The organism is Desulfosalsimonas sp., from assembly GCF_055149105.1.
In genome coordinates, this window is record NZ_JBSRLA010000068.1 from 1 (window position 1) to 18500 (window position 18500).

Genomic DNA, 18500 nt, shown 5'->3' on the forward strand with positions numbered 1-18500 from the left:
TGATTTTGAGTAACCAATAAGCACAAAGGACTTCCCCAATTCAAGCCCCCTTTTAGGGGGCTACCTGAGGCCACCCGCTACGCGGGTGGAGAATCACTAGAAGGAATCAGAGTACAAAGGCTCAAAAAGTTTATCAAATATTAATGGGATTCGAAAGATATTTACATTATGAGGGTTCCGAAGATACTTTGATAACATTAAATGAATTGGCAGATGATAAATAATCTTGGTAGTGTCCTGAATTTTCGCACTTTTGACTTTGTAATCCCATCGATCTGACTGTTCGGGGGTTTCACGAGTTCCCGGGCCGCATTCGAATTGCACATTCGGCTATAATGCCTCGCGGCTATTTGTCTCCGTAGAGTGGACCATAGCGGTTACATGCCACCCGACAAAATTTCTTTTTGCACATTACCAAGGTTTTCTTTTCCCCTCCTGTCATTCATCCGCAATGATCTGTTCCGGGCCTATCGGCAGATTAACCGGTATTATTACCGCCATTATGATTTCACGGAGGTTTATCACGCCGCGGCTGAAACGGTTCGTTCCCTGGAAAAAATAGAAACCTAATGGGACCTACACTTGGGACAAAATGAATTTTTTATCGTCTGTATGCTTATACGGGAAATAAGGTTTTGCCCTTGGTCAGATTTTGATATGTGAAAAAAAGTCAATCATTTCACTGGCAGAAAAGTGAAAGTACAGACAAAGGAACAGGGTATGCTTTCAGACAAGGCAGTTGTTGCCAGCGGCGGCAAAACCGACAACCTTCCGGAAAACGGCGTCAACCCTATCCTGCCGGGGATGAGCCTCCGGCAGGCCCTGCTTGCCCTGCGCAAGGTCGGCCAGCAAAACTTCGGCGAGTCCGGCTCGGGGCAGTGGCCCCTTGATGACGGTTCTGTCATTAAGGTTTCGCCGGTTGAAGAAGACGGAAGGTGCAAGCACCCCAACACGCAGCGGATTCGGCGCATGAAACCAAGCAAACAATCGGTTTCCGGATACAGGACTTACAGATATTATCCGTGGGGAAGGCAACGCAGGGCAACGCGCCGGGCAGGAATGAATTATCACTGGACCCTATAATCCACCGCAACTGGAAGAGAAATCTGACCGAAAATAATTTTGATCAGCCGGAACAATCAAAAATCCTGACTCTTGATGTACGAAATCCCGCGGATTCCATGGTGGATTTTAAACAGGCGTGGAAGAGGGGTATCCCTATGGAGTCCGCCCGTGTCAGTTTTTCATCCCAGGACCCGCTTTGGTGGGTGCTAACTGCAAAGCGTTGGGAACTTCTCAAGGTTCTTTGCGGGACAGGTCCTGTATCAATCCGTGAAGCCGCACGGCGTTCAGGGCGTGATGTCAAGGCCGGTCATGGTGATGTCACCGCGCTTTTAAATGTCGGGATTCTGGATCGTACCGATACCGGGCGTATTGTTCTCCCATACATCGTCGTAAAGATTGAATTTGAGTTGCATGCCCATAGAGTTCTTGGAAGGGCCTGGAAATACTGGATGTAAAAAAAGAGTCCGCTGCATTGACAAGCGGAGAAAAGGCGGATTTCGGTGTAGATGTGTGTCGCTGCAGACTCGAAAGGATCTGCCAGTCTCCACTTTTTTTATTATACCGGCCTTTTCTCCTCTGCTTGTCAACTACGCGGCTTCCTTTTTTTAGGTCTGTGTTTGATCGGAATAGCCCCTGATTTGATGTGTGTGTGAAGTGTGCAATGTATGAGTGTGTCTGTGTTGTGTCAGGTCAAAGGGGGCAGTGAAAGGAAATTAAAAAATCACCAAGAAGACGGAACAGATCTAAGACTGTTACATGAAATCGTGTTCTATGCTTCTAATGACACAGGGACAGGAGAAAGAATCAAAGTGTTTTTGAATACAGATCCGGAAAAGGAGTATTGGTGGGAAAAAAAATTAAAGAATTGCCTTGGTATAAGGATACAAAGGTTGTTAAACATAGAGATTCTATAACTGGAATTGTTTCATTATATGATATGCATAAAGATCAAATGGGGTTTCCTGAAAAACTTGCTCCAAATTTCGATACATAACGCTGCCGATGCTGAATAGGGTTTCCAGTTTGACTCAAAATGCGCAGATTATACAAAAGCCAAAAAAGAATGGCCTCAGCCGCCTTTCTAAATTCATCAACAGGAAGGTAAGCAGAACAGTGGTTTTGGCAGTGCTTGCCAGGCGGGCAGGGACGCTACTGATCCGGACAGGATCAACAACACGTCGCAGCAGAGTCATCCACACGCGCAGGGACGCTACTAAGTCTCAGTTTCTAAGGCGCGGAGCTACCTCGACCCATCCACACGCGCAGGGATGCTACCCCAAGATAATGCAGAGACCCAAGGCAAAACACATTATCTGGAGCTAACAAAAAAACGAGTGGTTAGTGAGTGCTATTTTGAGCCTCACCCTTCGGCTGTGGGCCCAGCCGTGTTTTTGTAATATTCACAGTCTTCTTTTTTTTTCACAATGTTTGAAGATCTGGCAATGTTTAATGCTGCATTGTAATCAGCGTTTATGCTTAAGCCGCAGACTGCACAGACAAACTTGGATTGCATTTCTCGCTGCCCTATTTCATAGTGGCCACATGCCGAACAAGTTTTGCTAGTCCTATAAGGATCGATCTTAAAAACCTTGATACCCTTTCGTTGGGCCTTTTGTTCGATTAATACCTGAAGCTCGAAATACGACCAATTTCTGAGAATAACGTTGTCGCGTTTATCTTTTGAAAATCCTTCCAGCAATTCCAGTTTGATGCTGCCGGCTCGATTTTTGAGTGCGAAGTCTACAATCTTTTTACTGATCATGTGGTTGTAAGACCTTGCGAACTGGCGCTCTTTGTCTTTAAGCCGATTCAAGGCCTTTAGCTTACGCCCCCGGCCTTGACCACCTCTTGCACTTTTAATGGATTGTTGAAGTTTTCTCCTGCGATACTGCATCTGTGTCCGGATTCTAAAGAAATCATCCTTATTTCCGATTGCCTGCCTCTGAGGACCATCGTTTATGGCGATATAAGCTGGGATTACAATGCCCAGATCCACTCCGACACTTATCTCTTTTTTGAGTGTCGTTTGTAGGACTGGTTCCCTCAAAGGTAACAGCAAAAAAAGATCTCTACCCTTTAGTTGTATTTGTGGTGCAGAAAAGTCAATTTCGCTATCAATTATTCGTTGTATTGTTAAATAGTTGTTCGCCTTATCCTGGCCATAGATTATGGAAAACCGGATCTTTTCCGATTTGGATAGCTTCCATAAAATTTGATGATTACCATTAATCATTGTGAATTTGATGCTTGCTTTTGTTGTGGTTACCGGCATGCCCCTTCGGTAGGTTCTTAGCGAACGATAACCCGCTAAAAGATCTGGCTTATCTGACTTATAGCTGGCAAAGACCACCTGGTTTAAGGGGTTGGTAATTGAAGAAGGCAGCTCTGGAAATTTTTCCTTGACGTCGCGCTCTGTGGATGCTTGTCGTTTAGTATGAAAAAAACCCTCTTTTGAAAATATTTCTTTTTCAATTTGATTAACCGCTTCGATATCTGTCGGATCGATTTTTTTTCTGGCATAAATTCGGCGTATTAGTTGATCATTGATATATTGTCCTGAAGCAATCCAATTTGCAGCTCGCCAAGCATTTTCTGAAATTTGCTGAATTCGCTTCCAGCTTTGTTTCTTTTCGTCAGGGGTATCTGCGACGGGATAAATTTTAAGCTTTACTGTTCGTTTGACAGAGGGTTGTTTCCCTTCCGGTATCACAATAATCTCCCTTTATTTATTCTAACACTTGTTCCTCGTCGTCGTTGATTATGGCGGACTTTGGATGGCTGCAGAGTTGGATGTCGAAATCATTTTTTGTGAGGCCGAACAGTTTTTCTTTTGGCATTTCCTTATTCCTTTGGGTCCATCTGGTGTCCACTTGCTTAAAATTGTCAATCATTTCAAATGTATTCCCCGGTTCGAATCCGGGTGCCGCCTCCATATATGTTTTATATCTCCCCCCTGCCGGTCTTTACTTCGTGCTATCAGTTTTCATCATTTTTGGATGATTCTCAGTCGCTTTACTGCCCGGAAACCTGTTTATCGGCTTTTTTGTGCTGGAACGGGTGGATCAGGTCTTCAAAAATGGTCAGGGCGGCGGCCGATCCCTGGCCGCTGGCAATCACAATCTGGTTAAAACCGCCGGTGACATCGCCGGCTGTATAAATACCCTCGATGTTGGTCCGGTGGTTTTCGTGGGCGATATAACCCTGAGGGGTCAGGCGGACCCCGAGTTTTCGGGCAAGGTCCACTGCAGGTTCGTATCCGATGGCAACAAAAACCCCGTCCACCTTTACTTCCTGCTTCTTACCGGTCTGGTTGTTTTCCAGGACAACCTTTTGCACGCTTCTGTCACCCATTATTTCCTTTGCCTCTGTGTTGTAGATTACCGGAATGCCGGTTTCTGCTATCTGCCGGGCCAGGTAGTCCTGGGTATCGAGACGGTCTTTCCAGTGCACGATGGACACATCCACCCCGATATTGTGCATGTGCAGGGCATCGGTTGCCGCACTGTCGCCGCCGCCAACGATGATCACCTTCCTGCCCTTGAAAATGGGACCGTCGCATGTGGAGCAATAGCTCACCCCCCTCCCGGAAAGTCTGGATTCGCCGGGGATGTTGAGTTTTCGGTGTCTGGCGCCGGTTGCAAGCAAAATGGCCCTGGTAAAAAATTTCCTGCGGTTTGTCTTTACGGTAAACGGGCGGGGCTGGCCCGGATCCTTTTCCACTTCCAGGACTTCTTCGCTCTGGAAAATCCGGACATACTCCAGGGCGTGGGAAACCATCATGTCCACAAGCGCCTTGCCGCCCACCTGGTTGAATCCGGGATAATTTTCCACCACCGGCGTGATGGCCACCTGTCCGCCCAGGGCCTCTCTTTCAATGACCACGGCATGAAATCCGCTTCTGGCCGCGTATATGCCCGCACTCAGCCCTGCCGGTCCGCCGCCGACGATCACAAGGTCCGCCTCCACCTCCGGGGCATCGTTGTCCGGGATAAAAATGTTTTGCTGTTCCATTTTGAGCAGGGAGGCGGCAAACAGCTCTTCGGTCTGGGCGCCCAGGGCGATGAGGCTTTCGTTGGCAAAAGCCTGGGGCACGGACTGGGCATCATATTCCTTGGCGATCTCCGGAAACGCCTGGATGTCGATGATCTCCAGAGAAATCTGATCCGGGTGCGCCATGGCCGCCTTAATGGCATTGATCGCCTGCTGGGGACAATAGGGGCATGTGGGGCTGACAAAAACCTTCACATGCCGGGGCCCTGTAATTTGTTCCAGTACCGAGGCGGCATCTTCTCCAAGGTTGGGATTTTGAAAAGCCAGCAGCAGAATCAGTTCCACCAGGGTACGCCCCTCTTCTCCCGCCGGGGCGCCCAGCCATTGGATATTGACGGTTTCGGGTTCAAAGACAATGGTGGGAGAATGGGAAACGCCGTATTTGTCTGCCAGGGAATGATCCAGGCCGTAGGTTTTGACAATGATTTTGTCGTTGACCTTTCCCACCAATTGCAGCACCTGCCGGGCCAGGTCATTGTAGGTTTCGTTTTTGTTTTTGCGGGTAAACAGATAAATATGCACCGGTTTTTTAACTGCGGAGAAAATCCGTTCAAGCTCTTTTCGGGTATCCTCATGGTGATGCTCGTGGTTGTGACCGCCGTTGTTTTGTTCAGGCATATGACTGGACTCCTTGCATGGTTGTGTCTAAAACCGATAAGTAAACCGGGTGGATTTGTTTATAAATAATGGCCATGAAGTCGTTTTTATGCAAATCACTGACACATATCAAAACAGTCGGCAACGGCGAGTTAAAAAAATATGGGATTGATCTGTTTCATGGTTTCGTCGTATATAATTGACAGAGAAGCAATGCAGCATTTAAGGCCGGGTTTTTTGTTAATTTTTCTGACAACTTCAAAAGGGAGGAAAGTACATGAAATCGCAGATGACATTGATGGCAGCCGCCATTCTGGGCCTTGTTCTCTTGATTCAGCATCCTGCATGGTGCAGTGAAAGTGAAAACAAGGAGGACAGGGTGGCTGAGCAGGTGCAGGAAACCATGGACAAGGCCGAAGATGCCGCAGAAGTTGCAAAACAAAAGGTTTCCGACCTGATCCGGGACGCGGAAGCCTTTTTTGCCAGGGGGGATCTGGAGGATTTCAAACGGGTGGTTGAGATTTATGAACAGGTCCTTGAAGATGATCCGGACAATTTTGAATTCAACTGGAAATGCGCCAGGGCATGCCGGTACTACGGGGATCTGGCCCAAAAGCGGCAGGTTGACGGGTGGAAGGACATCTGTGCTGAATACGGCAAAAAGGGCATGAAATATGCCGCCCGGGCACGGGAACTGCAACCCGACAAGCCCAACGGGTATTATTACTACGGCCTGTGCGTGGGCACGTATTCAGACGGGGTGGGCCTTATCACCGCCCTGAAAGAAGGGCTGAAGAACAAAACCCAGGAGAATCTGGAAAAAGCCTATGAAATGGACAAGGATTTTGAAAACGGCGGCCCCATTGTGGCCCTGGGCCGCTTCTGGCAGGTGGTGCCCTGGCCCTACAATGACAAGGACCGCGCCCTGGAGTTATACCGCGAGTTTCAGAAAACCGAGTATTTCGAAACCTCGCACGGTGTTACGGCCCATGTGTACATGGCTGAGATATTAATGGACAAGTGGGGCAGCGAGCCCAAACAAGAAGCCCGGGATTTGCTGGAAGAGGCGATATCGTTGACAGACAATCCCTACTGGGAGAAAAAGGCCCGGCAGATGCTCGATGAATTGTAATGCGGCAATCGGTTTCCCATAACGGTTTGCAGGGGATATCTAATAAATATTTTTGACAATCCGGTTTTACCGTGTCATAGTTTCAAACTTTACAAAAGACTTCGGCACCATAAATAAAGGCAGCTCAGGGATTATTGCAGGAAAAATGTATGACTCAGCAGACAGTTAAAAAGGATCTGGGCGCAGCCGCCCTGGAGCTGGAAAACCTTGCTGTCCGGGCCTCGGAGCAAATGCCTTCACGCTCTGACAGAAAACCGGAAACATGGGCCGATATATGCCGGAACTGCCGCCGGCGCCTGGAAGAAGACCTGCTGCGAATGGCCGTTGTGGGTACCATCAAGTCGGGCAAAAGCACGTTTATCAATTCCCTGTTTTCAGGCGATTACCTGAAACGGGGGGCAGGGGTCATCACTTCCATTGTCACCCGGGTCAGACGCTCGGACCAGCTTAAAGCAGTTGTTTATTTCAAGTCCTGGGACGAGATCAACAGCGAGATCAGCCAGGCCCTGAGCCTTTTTCCGTTTGCGGGCTGGCGTTCGTCCTCAGAACCCTTTGACATACGCAACCCATCTGACCGCCGGGATTTGGCCCAGGCCCTTGCCGGCCTTGAATCCGGATACTTTGTCAGCCGTGACAGCCGCAGTGTCAGCAGTGTGCTGCTTGATTCCTACCTGCAGGGATACGACAAGGTTTCCGGGATTATCTCGGATCAGACCGAAACGCTGCATTATTCAGGGCGTGATTTTTACGAGCATCAGGGATTTGCAGGCAACCAGGAACTGGCGGTATATTTAAAGGACCTGGAGCTGTTTATCAATTCCGGCAATATGGCTGAAAATATAGAAATCGCTGACTGTCAGGGCAGTGATTCCCCCAATCCCCTGCACCTTGCCATGATCCAGGATTATCTGCACAAATCAGATCTGATCATATACCTGATAAGCAGCCGCACCGGCATACGGCAGGCGGATTTTAAATTCATGTCCATGATCAAACAGATGGGAGCCATGGGCAATGTGTTGTTTGTGGTCAACTGCGATTTAAACGAACATGAAAACCTTGACGACTTACAGCGGGTGGCCGGCGGGATCGGCCGGGATCTTGGGCTTTTGACCGATTCTCCTGCAATATATACGTTTTCCAGCCTTTATGCCCTGTTTTCCGATATCAGTGAAATCCTGCCGGAAAAAGACAGCGCCCGTCTGAAGCAGTGGCGCGGCGACAAGGCCCTGGCGGAATTTTCCCAAAAGGAAAAAAATCGCTTTGAGACGGATTTCAACAATCTGATCACGGATCAGCGCTACATGCTTTTGCTCAAAAACCAGCTTCAGCGCATGGAAACGGTTTGTTCGGATTTTGAGCAGTGGCTGGTTTTAAACCGCAGGGCGCTTTCATCCGATGCCAGGGGTACAGATGAGCTCATCAGCGAGATTCGTCAGCAGCAGAAAAAAACTGAAAAAATCCGCTCCATGATCAACACCACCTTTGACGGAGCATGCCGCCAGCTCAAAAAAGAGTTGAAAACCAATGCAGACCGGTTTTTTGACACTCGCCACGGACAAGTGGTGCCGGCTGTGGTGGACTTTATCCGAAACTATCATATTGCCCCGGATGCATACAGGGCCATGCTGTCGGAAATCGGGCTGTCTGGCACCCTGCTTGCGGTGTTCCGGGATTTTAAGGAAAATCTTGACCTCTATATGGCAGAGCAGATCAATCCCCGGATTTTCGGCTTTGTCGCGGAAAACGAACATTATATCTTCGAATACCTTGAATCCATCTGCCGGCCTTATGAAAGCATGATACAGGAGACCCTGGCTGATCTTGCAAAAAACAACCGGCCCCGGGAACAAATCACCGGCACTGACACCACGGAGCAGGCCCTTGCGGTTTCACTTGACGGGGTTAAAAAAACCGGCGGCATCCACATGCCCAACGCAGCGGCCACCCTTGACTATACCAGGGGCATTCAGACCGAAGCGTTTATGAAGCTTGGTTTTTTCCGCATGCTTCAGGGGGTCAGGCAACTGGTCAAACGTGGCCAGGCTGCCGGAACCGCGGATTTTTCCGCCCTGGAAAGCGGTGTGGCCAGGATCAAACGGGAAACCGAGACCAAGGTGGTGTTTCATTTTAAAAATTACCGGGAAAATTTAAAGTTTCAGTACCTGTTTAAGCTCATTGATGCGGTGGCCGGGGAAATGAGTCAATGGCTGGTGCAGCGGTTTGAAACATATGCCACAGACCTGACCCGTATCCGGGAAATCAGCAACAGCAGCCAGGAGGAAAAGAAAAAATCCATGGCTGTGACCGATGAAATGATTGCCGAGCTTGACCAGATCAAGGGGCGGATTGAAAGCATGAAAAAGTCCCTTGCCCCGCGAGGCCCTGCAGGCACCGGAGCCGGCACCGGCCATGAGGCGCAGCAATCCATGACAAGGAGGTGACAATGGCGGCAAAGCAGGCGCGTTTGGTGGCGGTGGCCAATGAAAAAGGGGGCGTGGGCAAAACCGCAATGGTAATCAATCTTGGTGCTGCCCTGTCTGCAATGGGCAAGCGGGTATTGGTCGTGGACATGGACCCCCAGCACAATGCCGGAAGCGGCCTGGGCATTGAAGCCGATGATGAGGCCATAACCGTCTATGAGCTGATGACCGCACCGGATGAGTACAATGCCGCAGATGCGGTTTTTCCCACCAAATGGAAAAACCTGGAGCTCATCGCCTCCCATATTGATCTGGCCGGTGCGGAATTGGAGCTGGTGGAAGCCGAGGGCCGGGAAAACCGTCTGAATATGGCTCTGAAGGGATTGGCAAAAAACTATGACGTCATTCTCATGGACACCCCGCCGAGCCTGTCGCTTTTGACCATCAACGTGTTTGCCTTTTGCCGGGAAGTGCTGGTGCCCTGCCAGACCCAGCCCTATGCCTTCCGGGCCCTGACAGACCTGTTTGACACCATCGAGGCTGTACAGGAGGAGATCAATCCGGAATTGCGGATTTCCGGGCTTGTACCGACTTTTTTTGATCAGCGCACCCGGGTCAGCAACATGATTCTGGACCGGCTGCGAAGCGATGAGCGCTACTCCCACATGCTCTATGATACGGCCATTCGCGCCAACACCACCATTGCCGCAAGCACCGAGGCGGCCAAACCCGTGGTATTTTACCGCAAAACCAGCAATGGCGCACGGGATTTTACAGCCCTGGCAGCGGAATTTCTCAAAAGGGCGCCATAGCAGGCCGTTTGTGCCGGGTTCTCTAATATTTTTTTTCAGCCGATGTGTCCAGAAACACCAGGGCCTGCGCCCATACCGTCTGGCAGGTTTCCCAGGAAAATCCCCGGCGGTTGAGGTATTGATAGAATTTTTGCTTCAATTCGGTCCGGTCCAGCTTTGCCCAGGCCGAAAGCCGGGGGGCCACGGCCCGCCACGCCGGCCCGGTTTCTTCAAAGTCTGCAAGCATCCGGTCGATGATGGCTTCATTGACACCTTTCTGCCGCAGTTCATAGCGCAGGGCAAATTCCCCCCTTGGCCGGCTGCGGCAGCGGCTTTCAATCCACATGCGGGCAAAGGCTTCATCATCAATGTAACCGTAGGATTCCAGCCGGCTGAGCGCGTTTTTAACAGCAGGCCCTGAAAAATCTTTTTTCTCCAGGTATGCGATGATTTCCGCCCGGCTGCGGGGCCGGTACTGCAGGTAGTGCAGGCACCGTTGAAAGGCTTTTTGCTTCTCATCTTCGTCCAGCAGCCGCTGTTTTTCCTCAGAAGTCAGTACCGCGCCCACCTGAAGCGGTGCCGCCAGTTTTTCAGACAATGAAAAGGCATACTCACCGTCAACAAATATATTGCAGCGGCCCCGGTTTTTCTTCTGTGGGGAAATGGCGGTAATGGCGGGACTCATTTTTCCGAAGCTGCGGGCCGGTCCTGAGGGGGCGGGGGCAATTGATCCGGGTCACCGGCATCATCTGCGGATTTATCGCCGGAAAACTCTTCATCTTCAATGGGCCTGGAAATGTTGTCAAACACTGCCTGATCCGGTGCCATGTTGGCCAGCTCATTTAAGGCTTTTCTGACTTCCCGGCTGCCCTCGGTGTAGATTTCATGGACCTGTGCATATTCATTCTTCAGGATTTTTACAGGGTAGCGGCCGCCGGTTTTCTGAAGGTAGCGAAATACCAGGGGGCCCACGGACTGCCAGTTGTCTTTGCGGGTCTGGGTATCCAGGGAAATGATGGAATCGGTTTTTTTTCGCCACCTGCGCTGAAAGGCCTTCATCATGATGCGCATGGGACCGTAAATCCAAAAAGCCAGCCCTGCGCCCAGGGCCGCCACTGCAAGGACCATGGCCCATGGATCGGTCAGGGCGCCGGCCAGGCCGAAAATTACGGCCCCGTAAGCCGCCGCCCCGCCCAGCAAAACACTTAAAACCGCCCCGATCAGTGTGAGCTTGAGCTGGAATTTTTGTGTTCTTTTTCGGTGGGTCAGAAGGGCTTCGAGAAACTGGTCAAGGCGTTCGGAATGGGTTTCGATAAACGAGGCCAGGTTGTCAAGCCGCCGGCGCGGGGCGTCCAGGACCGACTCCCTGAGCTTTTTGCGCTGATTCTGAAGATGATAGAGAAAGTCGTGTGAGCCGGGCCGGCTGGAGTCAGCTTTGCCGGCCGCCCTGGATGAGTAGGTCAGGTGAATGGCCGGAATGTCTTTTCGGCCCGTGATCTGAGACAGATTCCAGCAAAGGGTCCCGTAGACCTGGAGCAAATCACTTAAGGATGAACATTCATCAATTCGGTTGAGCACAAAAAGAACCCGGTCCTCAAAGGTTCGGGCGGATATGGTCTCGCGCAGGCTGGTGTGGGCCTCGCGCACGGTGCCGGCTTTGTGCGGATCAAATAGCACCAGCACCAGATCGGCCAGTTGGGCCAGATCCCCGATCACATCCTGGTAATTGTAGCCCCGGTCCCGTTCCGTGATGGAATCGAGCATGCCGGGTGTGTCAATGATGGCCAGATTTCTGAGAAAAGGGGAATTGACCTTTTTGAGCCGGAAATGGGATGCAAAGCGCTGTCCGTGCTTTTTCAGGATTTCAAACGGATAATCCGGGTCGTTTAGCAGATATTTTCCGTCGCGCTCTTCCGTGACCCGGACCGTGCCCTGTTCAGCAACCGCATCATCATAGGTGATAATGGTAAAGGAATCATCTGTGGGGGCCTGTCCCACCGCCTGCACATCCCCGCCCAGAAATTCGTTGATCAGGGTGGATTTGCCAGAGGAATAGTTGCCCACCACCAGCACAAGCGGGCGCCACTTGATGGTGCTCTCCAGGGCCACGTCCGAGTACCCATACTTGAGCGCCACAGGCGAGAGCCCGTCGCGCACCATTTCCACCATTTCCAGGCGCAGTGCATTTATGTAGTTTTCCCGGTACATTCTTTTTCTTTATCAATAAATATCAGGCAGGTCAAGCGCTGGTAAAGACCCGGATACCAGATGAACCAAAAGCACAATTCGGGAAAATTGATTGAACACCCTTGAATATCAGGTTGTTTCCGGTTAGGATACCCACGAATTTCAGTTTTGATCCCCAAAGCCGGCTTTCAATGGCCGGTGAACACAGATGGAAAAAGCATGGTGTTGGAAACCAGCGGCTCGGCCCTGAATCCTGCACGCATGATCATTGATCGCATAAAAGAGGTCTCAGATGGCCAATGACAACACAAAGCCAGCCGGCCGGAAAATCCGGCCGGTGATTTTTTTGTTTTTTTTGCTTTCCGCCGGTTTTGTGCATGCGGAGACGGTCATGGATCACACCGGCCGAAAGGTCCGGGTGCCCGATGATCCGGACCGCGTGGTAAGCCTGGCGCCGAGTATTACGGAGATTGTCTATTCCCTGGACAGTCAGCAGCGCCTGGTGGGTGCAACCCAGTACAGCGATTATCCCGCAGAGGCCGGGGAGTTGCCATCTGTGGGGTCATATGTTTATCTGGATCTGGAAAAAATCGTGTCCCTGAAGCCGGATCTGTGCATTGCCATCAAGGACGGCAATCCATTGAGCATTATCCGGCGTCTGGAGCAAATGGGCATTGCCGTGTATGCGGTCAATCCCAGGGACCTGGACTCGGTGATGCAGACCATATCCGACATTGGTACAATCCTCGGGGCAGAGCAGCGCGCCGCCGAGGTGGTCTCGGATATGGATCAGCGCATGGCCGAGGTGAGCAAAAAAGTGGACAGTGTGTCCCACCGCCCCGGGGTATTTTTCCAGATCGGTGTGGATCCCATTGTTTCAGCCGGGTCCAACACCTTTATCAACGAATTGATTCAAAAGGCCGGAGGCCGCAACCTGGCCGGCGGCCATCCCGGATATCCCAGGTATTCAGTGGAGGATGTGCTGGCCCTGGCCCCGGAGGTTATCATTGTCACCTCCATGGACAGACAGAAGGTTTTCGACCGGGTGCTGCACCAGTGGCGGCAATGGGAGGATCTGCCCGCGGTGGCCGATGAGCGCATTCACCTGGTGGACTCCAATTTATACGACCGCCCTTCGCCCCGACTGGTCAAAGGGCTTGAAGAACTGGTCCGGCTCATCCATCCGCAACTGTTTGACAGTGACGGGGACAGCGCGAGATGACGGCCGTGGTCAAGCGAATATTTCTGGTTTCTGCGATTCTGGCCGTGCTTTTGGCGGCAGCCGGATTTCTGGGCCTGACCATGGGCTCCTCCGGAGCCGGGGCGGCAGACGTTATCCGGGCCATTCGGGATTTTTTCCGGGATGAAAGCCTGATGCATTCGATTATCTGGAAAATACGGTTTCCCCGGGTGCTTCTGGCCGCCCTTGTGGGCGCATCCCTTTCCCTTGGCGGTCTGGTTTTCCAGGCGCTTTTGCGAAATCCCCTGGCAGAGCCCTATATCCTGGGAATCTCCGGTGGTTCGGCCATTGGTGCGATCATCGGCATTCTTTTGGGCCTGGCCCGGTTTCCGGGGGTAGGGATGCTGGCGTTTGCCGGCGGTATGGCCACTCTGTTTCTGGTTTTGGGTATTGCCTCCGGGCAGACCACGGCCAAAAAGGAATCCCTGCTGCTTTCCGGAGTCATGGTCAATGCGTTTTGTTCAGCCGGTATCATGTTTCTGCTCTCCCTTGCCAGGGATGCCCGGCTGCAGAACATCATGTTCTGGCTCATGGGGGACTTGTCCTCCGGGGGAATGGCCGAAGCCCGTCTTCTGGCCATGATGGTGCTGCCCTGCTTTGCCGCCATTTTCTGGCTGTCGCACAAAATGAACCTGCTGCTGATGGGAAGGGAAATGGCCCAGTCCATGGGCGTTAATGTCCGGCTGGTGAGTGTGAGTTTGCTGGTGCTCACCTCTTTTATGGTCAGCGCAACAGTGTTTCAGTGCGGGCTGATTGCCTTTGTGGGCCTGGTGATTCCGCATCTGCTGCGGCTGCTGCTGGGCTCGGACCACCGGGTCCTGACCCCGGCCTGTATTTTCGGCGGCGCGGCCTACCTGGTGCTCTGTGACCTGCTGGCCCGTGTTTTGCCCAGGCAGGGGGAAATGCCCGCCGGGGTGATCACCGCCATGATCGGCGCGCCTGTTTTTATTTTTCTGCTGAGAAGGAGCAGCGCATGAACCCGGCTGTTTCGGTTACAGGCGTATCTGCGGCTTATGCGGATCAAACCGTGCTCAAAGAGGTATCCTTTGAGGTCAAAACAGGTGAATGCTTTATTCTTATCGGCCCCAACGGTTCCGGCAAAACCACTTTGATGAAAATCATGGCCGGTCTGCTCAGGCCTGTGTCCGGCCGGGTGCAGATTTTAGGCCGAAGGCTTAAAAGCTACGGCAGAAGGGACCTTGCCCGGCGCATGGCATTTGTGCCCCAGCAGGTGCCCATGGATTTTCCATTCCGGGTCAGAGACGTGGTATTGTTTGGCCGCAGTCCGCATCTGGGCACATTCGGCCTGGAATCGTCCAGGGATCATGCCCTGGCCGATCAGGCCATGGATTTTACCGGCGTTGCCCGCCTGGCAGATCGGCGCATGGACCAGCTAAGCGGTGGCGAGCGCCAGCGGGTTTTTATCGCCAGGGCCATTTGCCAGGAGCCGGAACTGATTTTGCTAGACGAGCCCACAGCTGCCCTGGACATCTCCCATCAGCTCCGGGTCATGGACCTGATGGAGAAGATGCGCAATGAAAAAAACATTACCGTGGTCATGGTCTCTCATGACATGAACCTGGCGGCCATGTACGCCAACACCCTGATGCTTTTGCACCAGGGAAAAATGATCCAGTGGGGCCCCCCGGACCGGGTGCTGACCTATGAAACCCTGGAGGCGGCTTATGGGTGTCCTCTGCTTGTGGATCAAAGCCCCCTTGGCCCCATGCCCCGGGTGACCCCTGTGCCGGGCCGCTATATCCGGGAGGATCTCAAAGCCCTTATTTCCTGAGTGCTTCCAGGTGCTGCCGGGCAAACTCCAGGGAAGGGTCCAGATCCAGGGCAATCCGGAAAAATCGCACTGCCGCCTCAGTGTCCCCCATTTCCCGGTAGTTGACCGCCAGGTTGGCATGATCAATGCCCGATGCCGGGTTCAGCGCAATCACCCGGGAAAAACTGTCAATCGCTGCTTCGTGATCTTTTTTCTTAAAATGGCAGAATCCGGCCAGGTTGTGCAAATCAGTGCGTTCATGGTCCCACTCAAGCCCTTTTTCCGCACTTTCCAGGGCATGGTCATAGTCGCCTGCGTCTTTCAATGCCTGGCCCATGTAGGAATAGATACTGGCAACATCCTGGGCGTGGGGATCAAGGGCGAGCGCGGATTGGAAAAGCGCTATGGCCGTCTCTGTCTCCCCGAGGTCCATTCGGGTTTTTCCCAGATAAAACTGCACGTAATATTTACCCGGCATCATGGCATCCATTTGCGCCAGCCGTTGTGCGGCCTCTTGCGGTTCAAATTTTTCCGTGATCAGCCGGGCACAGAACATGCCCACACTTCCGGCTGCAGCCCGCTCCCTGAAGCGCGCGCCCGGAACCACCGTGTACAAAGCACATACCCCGAGGCCCGGGTGGGTGGTATCCATGGTGATGACATCCAGGTTCTGCTGCTTTAAGGCGGCAATGCAGCGCTGAACCTCGATTCGGATATTGCGGTCTGAGATATCGGGCAGGTCCCTGATGTTTTTGATCATGCCGGGTTCGGTGATATGCGCGACATCTGCCGGTCCGGCCGGCTTGGGCAGCCCGCTTGCCACATAATTGGATCCGGTGTGAAAATCACCGGCAAGCTGGGCGGTTTCAGCCAGAGCGCGCGACAGGGCTTTTTCCGGATTCGGGGCCGTGCCCGCGGTCCAGACAATCTCGCTTTGGTGCGGAAAGGTCTCCGGATCAAAGGCCAGGGCCCCGACCGTGGCAATGCCCGTGCCTAAGGAAAAATCCGACAAAAATACCCGGATTCCGTTATTTTTGTATTTTTCCAGCATTTCCAGGACCATGGGATCTGTTGCCAATGACGGGTCAATGCCGGGCACGGGGATCTGCTCCCGGCAGACCCTATCGGATACGTGGCGCTCCACAATTTCACAGATTCCCTGGCAAAGGGCTTCTTCCAGGCAGTTGCCCGCAGAAGTGCCGTTGAACTCGTTGATGGCAAAAAACCATTCAAAAGGAACCCGCACGTCATGGCCGCGGGTGAGATTGGCGCCCATGGCCCATTTAAAGGGCAGGGTGTCAAATACCCGGGCTGCGGCTTCCAGGTCTTCTGAGTCATCGTGGACGGATGCGGCAATGGCCTCAAAGGGCAGGCCGGATTCGCCCATTTCCGGCCGGGTGGCTTCCACGAAATTGGCCGGGTCTGCGGCAAAACTGTAAAAGCTGAACCGCTCCACCAGCTCCATGACCGCGCTGGCCTCTGCCTGGGCCGGGGTGGCGCCTTTTCCCATCTGTTTGGCTGTGCCGGTCAGGGCCCGGGCATCCGGGCCGCACACGGAAACATAAACCGGGATATCCAGCCGGCCCGTGTCAATGCGTACGGTTTTGGCCAGTACGGCCAGGTTCTGTTCGGCAAACCGGCGCCTGACTTTTGCCACGGTTTCCTGCGGGTCGGCGATTTTGTCCTGGTCTGCGGTAAATGTTTTATATGCGTCCTTGAGTATCCATTTCGGATTCATTTCAGATATCATCCTTTTGTTTGTATCCGGTTTTGAAATCAATAAAAGGAACTTACCATATGCAAGCCGGCGCATATCGTCAAGCCTTGTGTGGGCAAAACCCACGTTGACAGGAATTTGGTTTTCCGTATATTCTTTATTGAACAGTTTTCAGGCTGAACTTTGATAAGCCTGTAAAAGGTCTTTTTTAAAGGCAGTGTTAAGTTTTAAGTGATTAAGTGTTAAGTAACATCAATAAATTATTTTCAAATAGTTGTCCGTAAACGCTCAGGAGCGAAAAAATTGCCCAAAGGGGGGCGCAGCCTGATGGCATCTGAGAAAGTCAGCACGAAAATTGGAATGGCTCCGGGTTCGCTGGTTTACGTGGGCGATGAGGGGGCTGCGGATATATGTGTTTCCATAATCCAATACAGCCGGGATTGGTATACCGAAACAGCGGATGCGAATATAGAAGACTGCATGCAGGCGGTTTCAGAAGACAGTGTCACCTGGATCAACATCTCCGGGGTCCATGACCCGGATCTGATCGCCGGGCTGGGGCAGATGTTTGATCTGCATCCCCTGGTGCTCGAAGACATGCTAAACACAGAGGGCCGGCCCAAGCTCGATGATTATGACACCTATTTGTTTGCGATTCTGAAGATGATCGGTTATGACCCCGGTCAAAAGCGGCTGGATCATGAGCAGGTCAGCCTTGTGGTTCGGCCCGGCCTGGTGATCTCTTTGCAGGAAAAGCCAGGGGATGTGTTTGACCCGGTCCGGGAGCGGATCCGCAAGGGCAAGGGCCGGATCCGGAAACTGGGCGCAGATTACCTGGCATATGCCCTGATGGACATGATCGTGGATCAATATTTTCTGATCATGGAACAAATCGGAGAGCAGATCGAAGATCTTCAGGACGAGGTGATAGAAGATCCGGGAGAGGAAATTGTCCAGGCCATTCATCAAAGCCGCAGCCGGATTATTTTTTTAAAAAAAGCGGTCTGGCCGGTGCGCGAGATCATCCATAATCTGCTGCGGGATGACACGGATCTGATCAGCGATGATGTGCGCGTCTATCTGCGCGATGTCTATGATCACGCCATCCACGTCTCAGACACCGTGGAAACCCATCGCGATATGCTCTCCGGAGTGCTTGATATTTACCTGACCACGGTGAGCAACAGGATGAACGAGGTTATGAAGGTGCTCACCGTGATTGCCACCATTTTTATCCCACTGACCTTTATTGCCGGGGTCTATGGAATGAATTTCGAATACATGCCCGAATTGTCCCGGCCCTGGGCCTACCCGGCGCTGTGGGCGGTGTTTCTCGGGATTTTCGCCGGGCTTTTGGTCTGGTTCAAGCGCAGAAAATGGCTGTAAATCCTGATGGCGCCGTAAAAAGTCCAATATCTGCGTTACGCACAATTTCTCAGAATTTCACGTACGGATAAGTACGCTGCATTCTTCGAAATTGCGCAAGCCTTGATCTTGAACTTTTTACGGCACCATCTGAAATCAGAC

The 18500-nt window shown here is 52.1% G+C and carries 15 protein-coding genes; 10 read left to right on the forward strand and 5 right to left on the reverse strand.

The genetic code is table 11. From position 1 onward, the window contains the following. The first annotated feature begins 720 nt into the window (after positions 1-720). From ACTCIA_RS14080 to ACTCIA_RS14090, 3 genes are all read left to right on the forward strand, one after another. Positions 721-1083: a hypothetical protein gene (locus ACTCIA_RS14080; protein ID WP_463002447.1), complete on the forward strand. Its 363-nt coding sequence runs from the start codon at positions 721-723 to the stop codon at positions 1081-1083. Next, a complete protein-coding gene (locus ACTCIA_RS14085; protein ID WP_463002448.1) occupies positions 1023-1520 on the forward strand; it encodes an HVO_A0114 family putative DNA-binding protein in 498 nt (165 codons plus the stop codon). Before ACTCIA_RS14080 ends, ACTCIA_RS14085 begins: the two co-directional genes overlap by 61 nt. A gap of 389 nt (positions 1521-1909) precedes the next feature. Next, on the forward strand, positions 1910-2059 hold the full coding sequence (locus tag ACTCIA_RS14090) for a hypothetical protein (protein WP_463002449.1): 150 nt from the start codon (positions 1910-1912) through the stop codon (positions 2057-2059). A gap of 366 nt (positions 2060-2425) precedes the next feature. Here the strand turns inward: ACTCIA_RS14090 and ACTCIA_RS14095 are convergent, their stop codons facing one another. Together ACTCIA_RS14095 and ACTCIA_RS14100 are read right to left on the reverse strand one after the other, a co-directional pair. After that, the gene (locus ACTCIA_RS14095) at positions 2426-3775 is read right to left on the reverse strand and encodes an RNA-guided endonuclease TnpB family protein (protein ID WP_463002450.1); all 1350 of its coding nucleotides are present in this window, start codon (positions 3773-3775) and stop codon (positions 2426-2428) included. 302 nt (positions 3776-4077) lie between these two features. Further along, complete coding sequence (locus ACTCIA_RS14100; protein ID WP_463002451.1) at positions 4078-5733, reverse strand: FAD-dependent oxidoreductase; 1656 nt, start codon at positions 5731-5733, stop codon at positions 4078-4080. A 256-nt stretch (positions 5734-5989) separates the two neighbouring features. Between ACTCIA_RS14100 and ACTCIA_RS14105 the strand changes: the two genes are divergently transcribed. The 3 genes from ACTCIA_RS14105 (at position 5990) to ACTCIA_RS14115 (ending at position 10079) form a co-directional block, all read left to right on the forward strand. Next, positions 5990-6844, forward strand: a complete 855-nt coding sequence (locus ACTCIA_RS14105) for a hypothetical protein (protein WP_463002452.1) — start codon at positions 5990-5992, stop codon at positions 6842-6844. Between the two features lie 149 nt (positions 6845-6993). Further along, positions 6994-9288 (forward strand): dynamin family protein, encoded by a 2295-nt coding sequence (locus tag ACTCIA_RS14110; RefSeq protein WP_463002453.1) that lies wholly within the window; start codon positions 6994-6996, stop codon positions 9286-9288. Between the two features lie 2 nt (positions 9289-9290). Continuing rightward, positions 9291-10079, forward strand: coding sequence for a ParA family protein (locus tag ACTCIA_RS14115; RefSeq protein ID WP_463002454.1), 789 nt, complete (start codon positions 9291-9293; stop codon positions 10077-10079). Positions 10080-10101: 22 nt separating this feature from the next. On the opposite strand, the gene ACTCIA_RS14120 is transcribed toward ACTCIA_RS14115, so the two are convergent. Together ACTCIA_RS14120 and ACTCIA_RS14125 are read right to left on the reverse strand one after the other, a co-directional pair. Further along, on the reverse strand, positions 10102-10743 hold the full coding sequence (locus ACTCIA_RS14120) for a RecX family transcriptional regulator (protein ID WP_463002455.1): 642 nt from the start codon (positions 10741-10743) through the stop codon (positions 10102-10104). Next, positions 10740-12266 (reverse strand): dynamin family protein, encoded by a 1527-nt coding sequence (locus tag ACTCIA_RS14125; RefSeq protein ID WP_463002456.1) that lies wholly within the window; start codon positions 12264-12266, stop codon positions 10740-10742. Before ACTCIA_RS14125 ends, ACTCIA_RS14120 begins: the two co-directional genes overlap by 4 nt. Positions 12267-12537: 271 nt before the next feature. Between ACTCIA_RS14125 and ACTCIA_RS14130 the strand changes: the two genes are divergently transcribed. Genes ACTCIA_RS14130 through ACTCIA_RS14140 form a run of 3 tightly spaced genes read left to right on the forward strand, consistent with a single transcriptional unit; the run spans position 12538 to position 15277 of the window. Then, on the forward strand, positions 12538-13467 hold the full coding sequence (locus ACTCIA_RS14130) for an ABC transporter substrate-binding protein (RefSeq protein WP_463002457.1): 930 nt from the start codon (positions 12538-12540) through the stop codon (positions 13465-13467). Continuing rightward, positions 13464-14462, forward strand: coding sequence for a FecCD family ABC transporter permease (locus ACTCIA_RS14135; protein WP_463002458.1), 999 nt, complete (start codon positions 13464-13466; stop codon positions 14460-14462). The genes ACTCIA_RS14130 and ACTCIA_RS14135 overlap by 4 nt, the downstream gene beginning before the upstream one ends. Further along, a complete protein-coding gene (locus tag ACTCIA_RS14140) occupies positions 14459-15277 on the forward strand; it encodes an ABC transporter ATP-binding protein (protein ID WP_463002459.1) in 819 nt (272 codons plus the stop codon). Before ACTCIA_RS14135 ends, ACTCIA_RS14140 begins: the two co-directional genes overlap by 4 nt. Here ACTCIA_RS14140 and ACTCIA_RS14145 read toward each other — a convergent pair. After that, complete coding sequence (locus ACTCIA_RS14145; protein ID WP_463002460.1) at positions 15267-16994, reverse strand: YcaO-like family protein; 1728 nt, start codon at positions 16992-16994, stop codon at positions 15267-15269. The two genes, ACTCIA_RS14140 and ACTCIA_RS14145, sit on opposite strands and share 11 nt — an antisense overlap. Before the next feature lie 306 nt (positions 16995-17300). Between ACTCIA_RS14145 and corA the strand changes: the two genes are divergently transcribed. Beyond that, positions 17301-18359, forward strand: coding sequence for a magnesium/cobalt transporter CorA (gene corA / locus ACTCIA_RS14150; RefSeq protein ID WP_463002461.1), 1059 nt, complete (start codon positions 17301-17303; stop codon positions 18357-18359). The last annotated feature ends 141 nt before the right edge of the window (positions 18360-18500 follow it).